The sequence below is a fragment of the Klenkia marina genome (assembly GCF_900101025.1).
Taxonomy (GTDB): domain Bacteria; phylum Actinomycetota; class Actinomycetes; order Mycobacteriales; family Geodermatophilaceae; genus Klenkia; species Klenkia marina.
This window is the reverse complement of the sequence record NZ_FMUH01000007.1, coordinates 262,643-277,456: the sequence shown is the minus strand read 5'-3', so window position 1 is coordinate 277,456 and position 14,814 is coordinate 262,643. Positions and strand designations below refer to the sequence as shown.

The 14,814-nt window shown below is 75.4% G+C and carries 13 protein-coding genes; 3 read left to right on the top strand and 10 right to left on the bottom strand.

From position 1 onward, the window contains the following. Positions 1–62: 62 nt before the first annotated feature. Both BLP29_RS19090 and BLP29_RS19085 read right to left on the bottom strand, forming a co-directional pair. Positions 63–941, bottom strand: a complete 879-nt coding sequence (locus BLP29_RS19090) for a carbohydrate kinase family protein (protein WP_165839455.1) — start codon at positions 939–941, stop codon at positions 63–65. After that, on the bottom strand, positions 938–1,777 hold the full coding sequence (locus BLP29_RS19085; RefSeq protein WP_243470105.1) for a BtpA/SgcQ family protein: 840 nt from the start codon (positions 1,775–1,777) through the stop codon (positions 938–940). Before BLP29_RS19085 ends, BLP29_RS19090 begins: the two co-directional genes overlap by 4 nt. Positions 1,778–1,983: 206 nt before the next feature. Here BLP29_RS19085 and BLP29_RS19080 point away from each other — a divergent pair, with 206 nt between their 5' ends. Further along, positions 1,984–2,985, top strand: coding sequence for a LacI family DNA-binding transcriptional regulator (locus BLP29_RS19080; protein WP_243470104.1), 1,002 nt, complete (start codon positions 1,984–1,986; stop codon positions 2,983–2,985). Here the strand turns inward: BLP29_RS19080 and BLP29_RS19075 are convergent. The 6 genes from BLP29_RS19075 to BLP29_RS19050 form a co-directional block, all read right to left on the bottom strand. After that, positions 2,969–4,069, bottom strand: coding sequence for a M20 family metallopeptidase (locus BLP29_RS19075; RefSeq protein ID WP_243470103.1), 1,101 nt, complete (start codon positions 4,067–4,069; stop codon positions 2,969–2,971). The genes BLP29_RS19080 and BLP29_RS19075 overlap by 17 nt on opposite strands. A gap of 30 nt (positions 4,070–4,099) precedes the next feature. After that, on the bottom strand, positions 4,100–4,789 hold the full coding sequence (locus BLP29_RS19070) for a hypothetical protein (protein ID WP_092807458.1): 690 nt from the start codon (positions 4,787–4,789) through the stop codon (positions 4,100–4,102). Between the two features lie 34 nt (positions 4,790–4,823). Next, positions 4,824–7,106 carry an MMPL family transporter gene (locus tag BLP29_RS19065; RefSeq protein ID WP_092807456.1) on the bottom strand — a complete coding sequence of 761 codons (2,283 nt, stop codon included), beginning with the start codon at positions 7,104–7,106 and terminating at the stop codon, positions 4,824–4,826. 10 nt (positions 7,107–7,116) lie between these two features. Continuing rightward, positions 7,117–7,734, bottom strand: coding sequence for a TetR/AcrR family transcriptional regulator (locus tag BLP29_RS19060; protein ID WP_165839454.1), 618 nt, complete (start codon positions 7,732–7,734; stop codon positions 7,117–7,119). A gap of 123 nt (positions 7,735–7,857) precedes the next feature. Continuing rightward, the gene (locus BLP29_RS19055; RefSeq protein WP_092807452.1) at positions 7,858–8,292 is read right to left on the bottom strand and encodes an SRPBCC family protein; all 435 of its coding nucleotides are present in this window, start codon (positions 8,290–8,292) and stop codon (positions 7,858–7,860) included. A gap of 194 nt (positions 8,293–8,486) precedes the next feature. Then, positions 8,487–10,217 carry a glycerol-3-phosphate dehydrogenase/oxidase gene (locus BLP29_RS19050; RefSeq protein ID WP_092807449.1) on the bottom strand — a complete coding sequence of 577 codons (1,731 nt, stop codon included), beginning with the start codon at positions 10,215–10,217 and terminating at the stop codon, positions 8,487–8,489. 129 nt (positions 10,218–10,346) lie between these two features. Between BLP29_RS19050 and BLP29_RS19045 the strand changes: the two genes are divergently transcribed. Continuing rightward, on the top strand, positions 10,347–11,582 hold the full coding sequence (locus BLP29_RS19045; RefSeq protein ID WP_243470102.1) for an APC family permease: 1,236 nt from the start codon (positions 10,347–10,349) through the stop codon (positions 11,580–11,582). Here BLP29_RS19045 and glpK read toward each other — a convergent pair. Both glpK and BLP29_RS19035 read right to left on the bottom strand, forming a co-directional pair. Continuing rightward, positions 11,579–13,081: a glycerol kinase GlpK gene (gene glpK / locus BLP29_RS19040; RefSeq protein WP_207798600.1), complete on the bottom strand. Its 1,503-nt coding sequence runs from the start codon at positions 13,079–13,081 to the stop codon at positions 11,579–11,581. The genes BLP29_RS19045 and glpK overlap by 4 nt on opposite strands. 69 nt (positions 13,082–13,150) lie before the next feature. Further along, positions 13,151–13,867, bottom strand: coding sequence for an IclR family transcriptional regulator (locus tag BLP29_RS19035; protein WP_092807443.1), 717 nt, complete (start codon positions 13,865–13,867; stop codon positions 13,151–13,153). A gap of 180 nt (positions 13,868–14,047) precedes the next feature. Between BLP29_RS19035 and BLP29_RS19030 the strand changes: the two genes are divergently transcribed. After that, positions 14,048–14,788, top strand: a complete 741-nt coding sequence (locus tag BLP29_RS19030) for an MIP/aquaporin family protein (RefSeq protein WP_243470101.1) — start codon at positions 14,048–14,050, stop codon at positions 14,786–14,788. The last annotated feature ends 26 nt before the right edge of the window (positions 14,789–14,814 follow it).

Here is a 14,814-nt window from a genome sequence, read left to right as displayed (position 1 = left end):
CGGGGCGGTGCGGGCGGGGGAGGTGCGGGGCGGTGCGGGCGGGGAGGTGCAGGGGGGAGCGGTCAGGCGGTGGCGAGCTGGTGGAGGGCCTCGGTGACCCGGGCCGGGGACGGCGCGGCGCGGGCGCCCTCCTGGGTGCACGAGAGGCTGGCCGCGACGCCGGCCCGGGTGGCGGCCTCGACCGGGCCCAGGCCGGCGGCGAGCCCGGCCAGGTGGGTGCCGACGAAGCAGTCGCCGGCGCCGGTGTCGTCGACGACCTCGACGGACAGGGCTGCCCCGGAGGCGATGCCGTCGGGGCCGGCCAGCTGCCACCCGGCCGGGCCGTCGGTGACCACCAGGGTGGTCCGCGGGCCGCGGTCGGCCGGGGTCAGGCCGAGCAGCTCGGTCAGCCGGGTGCGTCCGACGACGGCGTGGTCGGCGGCGGCCAGGGCGGCGCGGGCGACGTCGGGGTTCTCGCAGCCGTCGAGGTCGACGGTCAGCACCACACCCGGACGGGCGGCCGCGGGCAGCTGGGCTGCGCGGTAGCCGTCGAGGTAGAGCAGCCCGCCGCCGAGCCCGGCCAGCCGGTCGGCGGTGCGGGCCACGTGCTCGGCGTCGAGGGCGTCGTCCTGGCTGACCACCGAGCGCCGGCCGGCGCCGTCGACCAGCACGATGGCGGTGGACAGGTAGCCGGTGCGGTCGGTCCAGCCGGCGTCGACGCCCTCGAAGGCCAGCTGGGCGAGGAAGAGGTCGCTGGCCGGGTCGGTGCCGACGACCCCGGCGAACGCGGTCGTCGCGCCGGCCCGCGCGCAGGCCACGGCGGCGTTGGCGCCCATGCCACCGGGCAGCTGGTCGATGGCGGTGGCGTGCACGCGCTCGTCGGGGGCGGGGAACCGGGGCACCCGGCCGACCACGTCGAGGTTGGCGTAGCCGCAGAAGACGACCGGGGCGCCGGGCGTCACTTGCCGGCCGCCCGGGCGACGGCGCGCACCTTCTCCGGGGCGACCCGGCCCCACCAGCGGCCGTTGTCCTTGGCCGCCGAGGCCACGATCGCGCCGTCGCACTCGGCGAGCAGGGCGGCGGCGTTGGTCGGGTCCACCCCGCTGCCGATGATGACCGGCAGCTGGGTGTGGTCGCGGATGCCCACGACCTCCTCGACGCTGGTGGCGTGGCCGGTGCGCGACCCGGTGGCGATGAGCACGTCGGCGTCGAAGAACTCGGCGTCCTCGGTCTGCTCGGCCAGCGTGCGGTCGGCGACGATCGCGTGCGCCCCGTGCTTGACGTGCACGTCGGCGAACACCTTGAGCGGGTCGGCGCCGATGCCGTGCCGGTAGCGGCTGGTGCGGGCGGCCTGGCCCTCGATGAAGCCCTCGTTGGCCACGTAGGCGTTGACCCACTGGTTCACCCGGACCCAGCCGGCGCCGGCGGCCCACGCGCTGGCCACCGAGCACTCGCCCGCGTTGGACAGCACGCTCACGCCCACCTTGCTGCCGAGCTCGGCGACGACGGCCGCGGTGATCACGCCCATCGAGGCGGCGACCTCGTAGCCGTGCTCGCCGGGCTTGAGGAAGGGCAGGTCCCAGTGGTTCTCGACGATCACCGAGTCGAACCCGTTGCCGGTGTAGGCCAGGGCCTCCTCGACGGCGTAGCGGGCGATCTCGGCCACCGGCTGGCCGCGGTAGGCCGGGCTGCCGGGCAGGGCGGGGAGGTGCACGGCGCCGATCAGGGCGGTGCCCTCCCCGAACAGCTCGGCGGTGGCCGAGGGCTTGCGGGGGTAGACCCCGAGGGGGGAGGACACCGTCGACACCATCCGTGTAATCGATTGCCAAGACGTGACGGACGCTACATCGCACTCCCCTGCCGGCGTCAATGGGCAAACGATTACTTTCTTGTTCCGCCTGGTCAGGTCGATGACACACGACCGACACGAGCGCATGTCGACGCCGTCGGACATGATGGGCGCACGGCCCGGAACCGGGCCGGGACGGGGGGACCGTGGGCCGGGTGACCATCCGGGACGTCGCCGAGCGCGCCGGCGTCTCGACCGCCACCGTCTCCCGTGCCCTCTCGGGGGCCCGACCGGTCTCGCCGTCGGTGCACGAGCAGGTCACCCGCGCCGCCGACGACCTCGGCTACTCCGGCAACGGCATCGCCAGCGCCCTGCGCCGCAGCCGCACCGACACGGTCGGCATGGTGGTGCCCAGCATCGCCAACCCGTTCTTCACCGCGCTGGTCGAAGGCGTCGAGCACGCCCTCCAGCAGGCCGGGCGCCAGCTGTTCCTCTGCTCGTCCCGCTCGGACCCCGACCTCGAGGCGCAACGGCTGCGCAGCCTGGTGGCCCGCCAGGTCGACGGCATCGTCATCAGCCCGGTGCACGGGATCCGCAGCCTCGAGGCCGTGTCCTGGGCAGCCGGTCAGCTACCGCTGGTGCAGGTCGACCGCTACGTCGCGGGCGTCGACAGCGACTGGGTCGGGGTCGACGACGACCTCGCCCTGCAGCTGGTCGTCGACCACCTGGCCGACCGCGGAGTGCGCTCGGCGGCGTTCGTCAGCTCCACCCTGACCAACTCCTCCACCGAGCTGCGCGTCGCAGGCTTCCGCGAGCACACCGCCCGACGGGGGGTCTCGGTCGACCAGGTGCTGCTCGGCGACTACTCGATCGGCTGGGGCAGGGAGGCCATGCAGCGCCTGCTCGCCGCCGGCCCGCTGCCCGACGCCGTGGCCTGCGCCGACGACCTCATCGCGCTGGGCGTGCTGCAGGTCTGCGCCGAGGCCGGCGTCGGCGTCCCGGGTGACCTGCTGGTGACCGGGTTCGACGACATCCCCTACGCCGCGCTGTCGGACCCACCGCTCACCACCGTGCGACAGCCGCAGGACGACATCGCCGACGAGGCCGTGCGGCTGCTGTCGGCCGCCCTCGGCCCCGACCGCGCGGCACCGGCCCGGTCGGCCCTGGCGCCCTCGCTGGTCGTGCGGGCGAGCACGGGCCTCACCCCCAGCGGCTGACCACCTCGCCGAACACCCGCACCGCCTGCTCCAGCTCGGCGACCTCGACGTACTCGTCGCGGGCGTGCATCACCGCGGGCGTGCCCGGGCCCCACACCACGACCGGCGCGCCGTCGGCGACCGGGCCGAGCACCGAGGCGTCGGTGAAGTAGGTGGCCGGGTCGGGTCGGACCACCGCCGGCAGCGCCCGCACCCACGGGTCGTCAGCGGGGGTGCGCAGCGGCGGCAGGTCGACCCGCACCTCGACGTCGGCCACCTCGGGCTGGGCCCGCCACCAGGCCTGCAACGTGGCGCCGTCGCCGACCGTGCGCATGTCGACGACCACCTCGGCGGCGTCGGGGACCACGTTGGGCACCGTGCCGCCGGCGATCACCCCCGGGTTCCAGGTCTCGGTGCCGAGGAAGTCCTCGGTCGCCAGCGGCAGCCCCGCGCCACCCGGGCCACCGGCCCGGGCCAGGACGGCGACCAGGTCGAGCACCGCGTTGTGGCCCAGGTGCGGGGTGCTGCCGTGCGCGGCCCGCCCTGCCGCTCGGACGGCGAGCCACAGCGCGCCGCGGTGACCGAGCACCACCTCGTTGCCGGTGGCCTCGGGGACGACGACCGCCCCGGTGCGCGTGCCGGCCAGCGCGGCCGCCGCCACCTGGGCGCCCCGCGAGCCGATCTCCTCGTCGCTGGTGAGCAGCAAGCCCACCGGCACGTCGGGGTCGGCGGCGGCCACCGCGGCGACCGCGGCGACCAGCCCGGCCTTCATGTCCGACCCCCCGCGGCCCCAGACCCGGCCCCCGTCGGCGTCGGCGCCGAACGGGTCGCGCTGCCACTGCGCGGCGTCGGCGGCCGGCACCGTGTCGACGTGGCAGGCGAACAGCAGCCGCGGCCGGTCGGGGTCGGTGGGCGTGGTGAGCAGGGTCCAGGGCTGGTCGGGGTCGTCGCCGGTGCGCCGCTGCAGGTGCGGGGCGTGCGCGGTGAGCACCTCGGTGACCAGGCCCATCACGTCGCGCTGCGGGCGGGGGTCACCGGAGACGGTCGGCCGGCGCACCAGCTCGCGGACGAGGTCGACGGGGTCGATCGGTGCGGGGTCGGTCACCGGGCCGAGGGTTCCACGTGGAACCGGCGGTCACCAGGTGGGCGGCGTCCCGGGGTGCCCGCCGGACGGGCCGCTGCGCACGTGGTCGACCCAGCCGCCGACGACGGGCAGCCCGGCCAGCACCGCCGCGATCGTGGGCACCGGCAGCAGCAGGACGACGAGGAACGCCTGGCCGAACGCCGAGCCGTAGGAGGTGGCCGCGCTGACCACGGCCTGGGCGAGCACGGCCAGCGCGAGCGCCGCGCCGCCGCCGACCACCACCCAGCGGTCGGCCCCGGCCAGCAGCCGGGTGCCGCCGGCGATGAGCGCGACACCCGAGGGCAGACCCACCGCGACGCCCAGCCAGCTCGCGCTGCCGCCGTCGGAACCGGCCAGCAGCACGATGCCCACCAGGCCCCACATCAGGGCGATGCCGCCGGCGATGAACGCGAGCGTGGCGGCGGCGCCGGCCTGCTGCGGCCGACCGGGGCCGTTCGGCCACGAGGGCGGCGGCGGCGCGGGGGGCGTCCACCAGCCCGGCTGCGCCCCGTACGCCGGGGCGTACCCGGGTCCGTAGGCCGGTGGGGGCCCGTAGCCGGGCTGCGCACCCCAGGGCTGAGCCGTGCCGGGCTGGACCGCCCCGGGCTGGGCTCCCCACGGCTGCCCGGCCGGCGGGCCCGGGGTGGACGGCGGCGGGCCCGCGTAACCGGGGTGGTCGTCGTGGCCGTGGTCTGCGCTCACCGGCCCAGTCTGTCCGACGCCCCGTCCGCGGTGGTCAAGTGCGCTCCGGCGCCTCGTGCCGGCCGTGCCGGGGTGCGTGCCCGGTCGGCGGCGCGGGCGCGTCCTCCGGCGCCTCGTGCGCACCCCGGCCGGTGGCGGGGACACCGAGCTTCGCCCCCTCGACGTCCAGGTCGGGCAGCACCTTCTCGGCCCAGCGCGGCAGCCACCAGGCCGAGCGCCCCAGCAGCACGAGGACGGCCGGCACCAGCGTCATGCGCACCAGGAAGGCGTCGACCAGCACGCCGACGGCCAGGCCGAACGCGATCGACTTCACCACCGGCTCGTCGATGGTCAGGAAGCTGGCGAAGACCGAGAACATGATCAGCGCCGCGGCCGTGACCACCCGGGCCGCGTGCCGCATGCCCTCCAGCACGGCCTCGCGCGGGGAGGCGCCGTGCACGTAGGCCTCGCGCATCCGCGAGACCAGGAAGACCTCGTAGTCCATCGCCAGGCCGAACAGCACCGCGATGAGGATGATCGGCATCAGGCTGACCACCGGCCCGGCGCTGGCCACCCCGAACAGGTCGATCAGCCAACCCCACTGGAACACCGCGACGACCGCGCCGAACGAGGCCACCACCGACAGCAGGAACCCCAGCGCGGCCTTGACCGGCACCAGCACCGAGCGGAACACCAGCAGCAGCAGGACCACCGACAGCCCGACGACCACCAGGGCGAAGGGCACCAGCGCGGCCCCCAGCGTGCTGGAGACGTCGATCGCCACCGCGGTCTGGCCGGTCACCGCGATCGTGCCGCCGGTCTGGCGCTCCAGCTGCGGCGCCAGGTCCCGGATGTCGCCGACCAGCCGGGTGGTCGCCTCGTCCTGCGGTCCGCTCTCGGGGATGACCTGGATCAGCCAGGTGGTCTCGCCGAGCTGCTGGGGGACCGCGGCCAGGACGTCGTCCAACCCACCCGTTGAGGTGCCCGGCAGCAGCCCGGGCGTGCCCCCGACGGCCTCGGCGACGGCCTGCGCCCCGGCCTGGCCGCTGGCGGCGTCGACGCCGTCGAGCAGCACGACCAGCGGGCCGTTGAGGCCGGGGCCGAAGTACTCCGCGACCGCCTCGTAGGTGGTCCGTTGCGAGCTGCCCTCGGCGGCGGTGCCGTTGTCGGGCAGCGCCAGCTCCAGCTTCGTGGTCGGGATCGCGACCACGAGCAGGCCGGCGACGACGAGGAGCGCGGTCAGCCACGGCAGGCGGGTGACCAGGGCGGCCCACCGCACCCCCATCGACCGGCTGCCCGACGCGCTGGCCTCCTCGAGGCGTGCGGCCCGGCTGCCCGGCTCCGGGGTCAGCCGCGCACCGGCGAAGCCCAGCAGCGCCGGCACCAGCGTCAACGCCACCGCGACGGCGACCAGCACGGTGCCGGCGGCCCCCAGGCCCATCACGGTCAGGAACGGGATGCCGACCACCGAGAGCCCGGCGAGGGCGACCACGACGGTGAGGCCGGCGAAGACCACCGCGGAGCCCGCCGTCCCCACGGCCCGGCCGGCGGATTCCTCGGGATCGGCGCCGGCGGCGAGCTGGGTGCGGTGCCGGGACAGGATGAACAGCGTGTAGTCGATGCCGACCGCCAGGCCGATCATCAGCGCCAGCGTCGGGGCCGACGAGGACAGGGTGGTGAAGCTGCCGATCGCGAGGAACCCGAGCAGCCCGACGGCGACGCCGACCAGCGCCGTCAGCAGGTTCATCCCGGCGGCCAGCAGCGAGCCCAGGGCGATCGCGAGGACGGCGACGGCGACCGCGACGCCGACGAACTCCAGCGGCCCCACCGTCACCGCCGTCGTCTGGAAGGCGTTGCCGCCGACGTCGACGGTGAGCCCGGCGTCCGAGGCGGCCGCGGTGGCGTCCTGCAGCTGCTCCAGGGCGTCGTCGGCCAGCAGGGTGTTGTTGACCGTGTACTGCACGTTCGCCAGCGCGGCCTGGCCGCCGAGGCTGACGGCCTGCGACTGGAAGGGGTCGACGACGGCGCCCACGTCGGCGACCTGGCCCATGGCCTGGACGGTCTGCTCGATCGCCTGCTGGAAGTCGGTGACGCTCTGCCCGTCGGGGGCGATGAAGACCACCTGGGCGCTGGCCCCCGCCGCCGCGGGCGAGACCTCGGTGAGCCGGTCGAGGGCCTGCTGGGACTCCGACCCGGGGATGGTGAACCGGTCGTCGAAGGACAGCCCGCGCACCAGCACGGCCGCGGCGACCCCGGCCAGCACCACCAGCCAGACGGCGACGACCACCCATCGGTTGCGGAAGGAGGCGCGGCCGAGCCGCTGCAGCAGAGTCGACACGGGAGAGCTCCTACGACGGGGAGGCGGGCGAGGCGGTGACGCCGCGGACGAGGGCCAGGAGGGCGGTGCGCTCGAGGGACGCCGTCGGGACGCCGGGGGAGCAGGCGGCGGACAGCGCGAGGCCGTGGTGCAAGGCGAGGAACGCCTGCGCGACGTCCGTGACGGGGACGGTCAGCGTGAGCCCGAGCGTGCCGGCCGCGCGGGAGAGCAGGCCGGCGACCTGGGTGGCCATGCCGTCGGCGAACCGGTCGAGCAGGGCCGCGGCGTCGGCGTCGCGGGCGGCCAGCAGCTGGTACTCGGTGAGCACGAGGGTCCAGGTGCGGCTGGCGGCCAGCAGCTCGCCGACGCGGTCGATCGCGGCCACCAGGGGGTCCGCGGCACCGGACACCTCGGCCACCAGCCGCTCCGCGGCGGCGAGGTCACGGGCGGTCTCGCGGGTCATCAGAGCAGCGAACAGCTCGTGCTTGGTGCTGAAGCTGGAGTAGAAGGCGCCGCGGGTGAACCCGCCGCGGCGGCAGACGTCCTCGACGCTGGCCGCCGCGAACCCGGCCTCGGCGAAGGTCTCCAGCGCGGCGTCCAGCAGCCGCTCGACGGTGATCGCCCGGCGGCGGGTCGTCGGGGCGCTCACGATGCACGACTGTATTGGATGCATCCGTGCATCGCTTCGCCGCCACCGAGGCAGGGGATCCCTCCCCGACGGATGCCGGTCCGATCGGTACGGAAGGGATCCCCTACCCGGCGCGGGCAGCGGTCAGAGACGGCGGGCGGCCCCGGTCAGCTGCTCGACCACGTCGTTGCCCAGCTTCTCCAGCGCGGGCTTGAGCAATGGGCCGGCCAGCGCCGCGACGCCGTGGAAGTCGAACTCGGCGTGGTAGGTGACCTCGGTGGACGCGGCGTCGACCGCACGCAGGGTGATGTCGTCGTGCGAGGTCACCGTCTTGTTCTCCCCGACCAGCCGCACGTGGCCGGGCTCCCACACCTCGAGCCGGTACTCCAGCTCGGTCTCCCGGCCCATGAACTCGCTGACGTTGCGCCACCGGGACCCGACCTGCACGGGCTGCCCGTCGACCGGGGTGCAGGTCTTCGTCCCCGGGTCCCACTCCTCGGCGTTCGCGAAGTCGGCGAGGTAGGGCCCCAGCTTCTCGACGGGGGCAGGGACGACGAAGGTGCGCTCGACGGTCGGCATGCAGCCGTCCTTCCCCCGGATCGCACCCCGCCAACCACCGGTTCCGCAGGTCAGCCGACCGGACCCCGCGCACGCGAGGACGACGGGAGGGACCCGAGGAACGAGCGGTCCCTCCTCGAGGACGAGCAGCAACGGCTCAACGGCCCCCGACCCGGCACCTGGCCGCGGTCGGAGGCCGAAGGCCGACCATGTGCTCAGACCAGGGCTCGACCGACCGCCACGGCGCGGGTGTCCGGGGCGGCGACGCGCACGGCGTCGGCTGCCTGGTCGTCGGCCTCGGTCTGCGAGCGGCGCTCGGCCTCGACGCGGGCGGCGTAGGCGGCCACCTCGTTGGCGACCCGCTCGTCGTCCCACCCGAGGACGCCGGCGACGGCCTCGGCGACGGCCTGCGCGGACTCGGTGCCGCGGTGCGGGGTCTCGATCGAGATGCGGGTGCGCCGGGCGAGCAGGTCGTCCAGGTGCAGGGCGCCCTCGTGGGTGGCGCCCCAGACCATCTCGACCATGAGGTACTCCTCCGCGCCGGGCACGGCCTGCAGCAGCGACCGGTCGTCGGCGGCCAGGGCCAGGACGTCGGGGGTCAGCGAGCCGTAGCGGTTGAGCAGGTGCTCGGCGCGGTAGGCGCCGATGCCCCACTGCTCGGCCAGCCGGTCCAGGGAGTTGACCATCGCGTGGTAGCCCTCGGCCCCGACCAGCGGGATGTCCTCGGTGACGCTGGCCGGCACGGCGCGGGTGACGTCCTCGGCCACGGCGTCGACGGCGTCGGCGGCCATCGGGCGGTAGGTCGTGTACTTGCCGCCGGCCACCGAGATGACACCGGGCGAGGGACGGGCCACGGCGTGCTCGCGGGACAGCTGGCTGGTGTCCTCGGACTCACCCGACAGCAGCGGGCGCAGGCCGGCGTAGACGCCGGAGATGTCCTCGTGGGTCAGCGGGGTGGCCAGCACCTTGTTGACGTGCTCGAGGATGTAGTCGATGTCGGCCTTCGACGCCGCCGGGTGGGCCTTGTCGAGGTCCCAGTCGGTGTCGGTGGTGCCCACGATCCAGTGCGAGCCCCACGGGATCACGAAGAGCACCGACTTCTCGGTCTTGAGGATCAGGCCGGTCTCGCCGTTGATCCGGTCGCGCGGGACGACGATGTGCACGCCCTTGGAGGCCCGCACGTGGAACCGGCCGCGGCCGCCCACGAGGGTCTGCAGGTCGTCGGTCCAGACGCCGGTCGCGTTGACCACGACCTGGCTCCTGACGTCGACCTCCTGGCCGGTCTCGACGTCGCGCACCCGGGCGCCGACGACGCGGCCGCCCACGCGGGTGAAGGAGACGACCTCGGCGGAGTTGAGCACGGTGGCGCCGTACTTGGCCGCGGTGAGGGCGACGGTGAGGGTGTGCCGGGCGTCGTCGGCCTGGGCGTCGTAGTAGCGCACGGCGCCGACGAGGGCGTCGGGCTTGAGCGCCGGGAACAACTTGCGGGCGCCGGTGCGCGAGAGGTGCTTCTGCGAGGGCATGGGCTCGCTGAGCGCGCCGAAGCGGGCCAGGCCGTCGTACAGCGCCAGGCCGGCGGTGACGTAGGGCCGCTCCCAGACGCGGTGGGTCAGCGGGTAGAGGAACGGCAGCGGCTTGACCAGGTGCGGGCTGATCCGGTTCACGGCGAGGTCGCGCTCGTGCAGCGCCTCGCGCACCAGGCCGAAGTCGAACTGCTCCAGGTAGCGCAGGCCGCCGTGGAACAGCTTGGACGAGCGGGACGACGTGCCGGAGGCGAAGTCGCGGGCCTCGACCAGCGCGGTCCTCAGGCCACGGGTGGCGGCGTCCAGCGCCACGCCGGCGCCGGTGACGCCACCGCCGACGACCAGGACCTCGAACTCCTCGGCGGCCAGCGCGGCCCAGGCCGCGGCACGCGCTTCAGGACCCATCGGGGGGACGGCGGACATGCGCACTCCTCGGTTCGGTGCGGACCGGGAGCCTCGGTGCAGCCCGGTCGCTCGCGTTCCACGGTAGGACCGGGCACGGGCCGCGGCGACGCGACGTGTACGACCATGTCGAACAGCCACACTGCCCGTGTGCACGGGGACGACGCGCTGCGGCGGAGGTTGGGCACCCGTGACGCCGCCGTCCTCGGGCTGGGTTCGATGCTCGGCGCCGGGGTGTTCGCCGTGTGGGCGCCCGCCGCGGCCGCGGCCGGGTGGTGGCTGCTGGCCGCGCTGGCCGTCGCCGGTGGGGTGGCCTGGTGCAACGCCACCAGCACGGCCGCGCTCGCCGTCCACCTGCCGGTCTCCGGCGGGGCCTACGCCTTCGGGCGGGCCCGGCTCGGGCCGTGGTGGGGGTACCTGGCCGGCTGCGCGTTCCTGGTGGGCAAGACCGCCTCGGCCGCCGCGATGGCGCTGACCATCGGCACCTACCTGTGGCCGGGGCAGGCGAGGGTGGTCGCCCTGGTCGCCGTCCTGGTGCTGGTGGCCGTCGACGCCGCCGGCATCACCCGCACGGCCCGGGCCACCCGGGTGCTGCTGGCGGTCACCCTGCTCGTGCTCGCCGTGGTGGTCGCACTGGCGCTCGTGGCGGCCACGGTCGGTGACGGACCGGTCCGGACGGCGACGCCGACCGGCGGGCCCGGCGGCGTGCTCGCCGCCGCGGGCCTGCTGTTCTTCGCCTTCGCCGGCTACGCGCGCATCGCCACGCTGGCCGAGGAGGTGCGCGACCCGGCGCGCACCATCCCGCGCGCGGTGTCCGTGGCGCTCGGCGTGGCCCTGGCGGTGTACGTCGTGGTCGGCGTGGCCCTCCTGGTCGCGGTGGGCCCGGCCGCCCTGGCCGGGTCCGACCGCCCGCTGGCCGACGCGGTCGCCGCCGGCCCCGCGCCGGCCCTGCGCTGGGTGGTCACCGTCGGCGCGGTCGCGGCAGCCGGGGGTGCCCTCCTCGGCCTGGTCGCCGGGCTCACCCGCACCGCCCTGGCGATGGCTCGCGAGCGCGATCTGCCCGCCCCGCTGGCCCGGGTCGACGCCCGCCGCGGCACACCCCTGGTCGCGCACGCCGCACTGGCCGTCGCGGTCGGCGCGCTCGTGCTCACCGGCGGCCTCACCGCGGTGGTCGGCGCCTCGTCGGCCGGGGTGCTCGTCTACTACGCCGTCGCGAACGCGGCCGCGTGGACCCTGCCCGCCGGCGAGCGGCCCGCCCGGTGGGTGCCGGCCGCCGGGCTGGTGGCCTGCCTGGTGCTCGTGGCGGCCCTGCCGGTGCGGTCGGTGCTGGTGGCGCTCGGCGTGCTGGCGGTCGCCCTGCTGGTGCGCGTGGCCCTGCGGCGCTAGTCGGCGCCCCAGGCGATCGACAGCCGCACCGCCTTCTCCCAGGTGGGGTACTCGGCGTCGAGCTGGGCGGCGCGGGCCGGCACCGGGCTCCACTGCGCCGAGCGGTGCCAGTTGCGGCGCAGCGCCTCGACGTCGGCCCACAGCCCCACGGCCAGGCCGGCGGCGTAGGCCGCCCCCAGCGAGACGGTCTCGCCGACCATCGGCCGCACCACGGGGGTGTCCAGCACGTCGGCGACGAACTGCATGAGCAGGTTGTTGGTGGTCATCCCGCCGTCCACGCGCAGGGCGGGGAGCGCCAGGCCGGAGTCCGCGGCCATGGCCAGGACGACGTCGCGGGTCTGCCAGCCGGTCGCCTCGAGCACCGCCCGGGCCAGGTGGCCCTTGGTGACGTAGGAGGTCAGCCCGGCGACCAGGCCGCGGGCCTCGCCCCGCCAGTGCGGTGCCAGCAGGCCGGAGAACGCCGGGACGACGTAGCAGCCCCCGTTGTCGTCGACCGTGCGGGCCAGCGTCTCGATCTCCGGGGCCGTGCCGATCAGCCCCAGGCCGTCGCGCAGCCACTGCACGAGCGCCCCGGCGACCGCGACTGAGCCCTCGAGCGCGTAGTGCACCGGTTCACCGGCCAGCTGGTAGGCCACCGTGGAGATCGAGCCCGAGCGCGTGCGCACCAGCTCGGTGCCGGTGTTCTGCAGCAGGAAGCTGCCGGTGCCGTAGGTGCACTTGGCCTCGCCGGGGGCGAAGCACGCCTGCCCGAACAGCGCCGCCTGCTGGTCGCCCAGCGCCCCGGTGATCGGGATCGGCTGGCCCAGCGCGGTCGCCGTCCCGAGCTCGCCGACCGACGGCCGGACCTCGGGCAGCAGGGCGGCCGGGATGCCGAAGAACTCCAGCAGCTCCGGGTCCCAGGCGCAGGTGCGGCAGTCCATGAGCGAGGTGCGGCTGGCGTTGGTCACGTCGGTGACGTGCACGCCGCCGTCCGGGCCGCCCGTGAGGTTCCAGATCAGCCAGGTCTCCATCGTCCCGAACAGCAGCTCGCCGCGCTCGGCCCGCTCCCGCGCCCGCGGCACCGCGTCCAGCACCCAGCGCAGCCGGGGACCGGCGAAGTAGCCGGCGATGTCCATGCCGCTGCGCTCGCGCACGATCCCGGCGTCCGGCCGGGCGGTCAGCCGGGTGACCAGGTCCGCCGTCCGGGTGTCCTGCCAGACGATCGCCCGGGTGATCGGGCGACCGGTGGCCCGGTCCCACACCACGGTGGTCTCGCGCTGGTTGGCGATGCCCAGCGCCACGACCTCACCCGCCGACGACGCCGCGTCGCGCAGCGCCTGGGCCGCCGTCCGCTGGGTGTTCGCCCAGATCTCCATCGGGTCGTGCTCGACCCAGCCCGGCCGCGGGAAGAACTGCCGGTGCTCGCGCTGGCGCACCGAGACCATGCGGCCACCGCGGTCGAAGACGATCGAGCGGGTGGACGTCGTCCCCTGGTCCACGGCCAGCACGAAGCGGTCCATCACGCCACCCCCGTGGCGGCGACGTCGGCACCGGGCCGGCGGGCCGCGGTCAGCCGCACCGCTGCGCGGTCAGCCATGCCAGCCCAGCTCCCGCGAGATGGCCTGGGCCGACTCGGTCACCATCGCCACCAGCCGCGGGCGGGCGCCGCGGTGCCCGTCGAGCACCGTCTCGGCCGGACCGCTGATGCCCAGCGCGGCGACCACGAGGCCGGTCGAGCCGCGCACCGGTGCCGCCAGTCCGGCGGCCCCGGCCTCCCAGCCGCTGTCCTCGACCGCCCAGCCCCGGGCCCGCACGGCCGCGACGTCGGCGCGGGCCGGGTCCACGCCCCGGACGGTGCGGTGCGGTGCGAAGGCGACCAGCACCCGGCCGAGCGCGGTGCGGTCGGCGGGCAGCACGGTGCCGACGTCGAGCACCTGGGCCGAGTCGTCGGGCCGGAAGACGTGGTGGACGACGACCACCCGCTCCCCCTCCAGGGTGGCCAGCCGCACCGCCTGGCCGCTGCGCGAGGCCAGCGCATCGGTCCAGTTCGAGGCGCGCGAGCGCAGCTCGTTGACGTCCAGGTGCCCAGTGCCCAGCCGCAGCAGGCCCTGCCCCAGGGCGTAGCGGCCGGCCCGGTCCTGCTCGACGAACCGGACGCCGAGCAGCGTGCGCAGCAGGCTGTGCGCGGTGGTCTTGGGCAGGCCCACCGCCGCGGCGATGTCGGTGACGCCCAGCGTGCCCCCGCTGCCGGCGACCACCTGCAGGATCGCCGCCGCCCGCTCGAGGGACTGCACGGTTCCGGGCACACCGCGGACGGTAGGGCATCCGGTACGCCGTCGTCCTGTCCGACCATGTCGTACGAGATCGCTTCCGCCCGGTGACGGGCGCCACCTAGCGTCCAGTCGCCGGGGTGATCGGGGACACAGGCGGGACCCCTGGCACCGGACCGCCCGCACCGCCGCGGGCTTTCTCGACAGGAGTTCCCCTTGGACCAGACCACCAGTCTGCTCACCGTCTTCGGCAGCGAGGTCACCGGAACGGCGATCCTCATCCTGCTGGGCGTCGGCGTCGTCGCCAACGTCCTGCTCGCCAAGTCAGGTGCGCTCGGCGGCGGCTACATCGTCATCATCTTCGGCTGGGGCCTCGCGGTCTTCGCCGGCGTCTACGCCGCGGCGACGTCCGGCGCGCACCTGAACCCGGCCGTCACCATCGGCCTGCTCGTCAGCGGGGCGGACAGCTACGCGCCGGGGGTCGACGTCACGGTGGCGTCGACGCTGACCTACTTCGCCGGTGAGTTCGTGGGCGCCTTCCTCGGCGCCGTGCTGGCCTGGCTGGCCTTCCGCAAGCACTACGAGGCCGAGACCGACGCCGGCACCATCCTGGGCACGTTCTCCACCGGTCCGGCGATCAAGAGCACCGTCGACAACCTGATCACCGAGGCCATCGGCACGTTCGTGCTGGTCTACATCGTGATCCGGTTCGGCGACACGCCCACCGAGATCGGCCCGCTGGCCGTCGCCCTGCTGGTCGTCGGCATCGGCGCCTCGCTCGGCGGCCCCACCGGCTACGCCATCAACCCGGCCCGCGACCTCGGCCCCCGCATCGCCCACGCCATCCTGCCCATCAGGAACAAGGGCGTCAGCAACTGGGGCTACTCCTGGGTCCCGGTCGTCGGCCCCGTGATCGGCGCCGTGCTGGCCGGCCTCTTCGCCCACGTCGCCATCTGACCACCGCAACCCCTACTCAGAGCTGA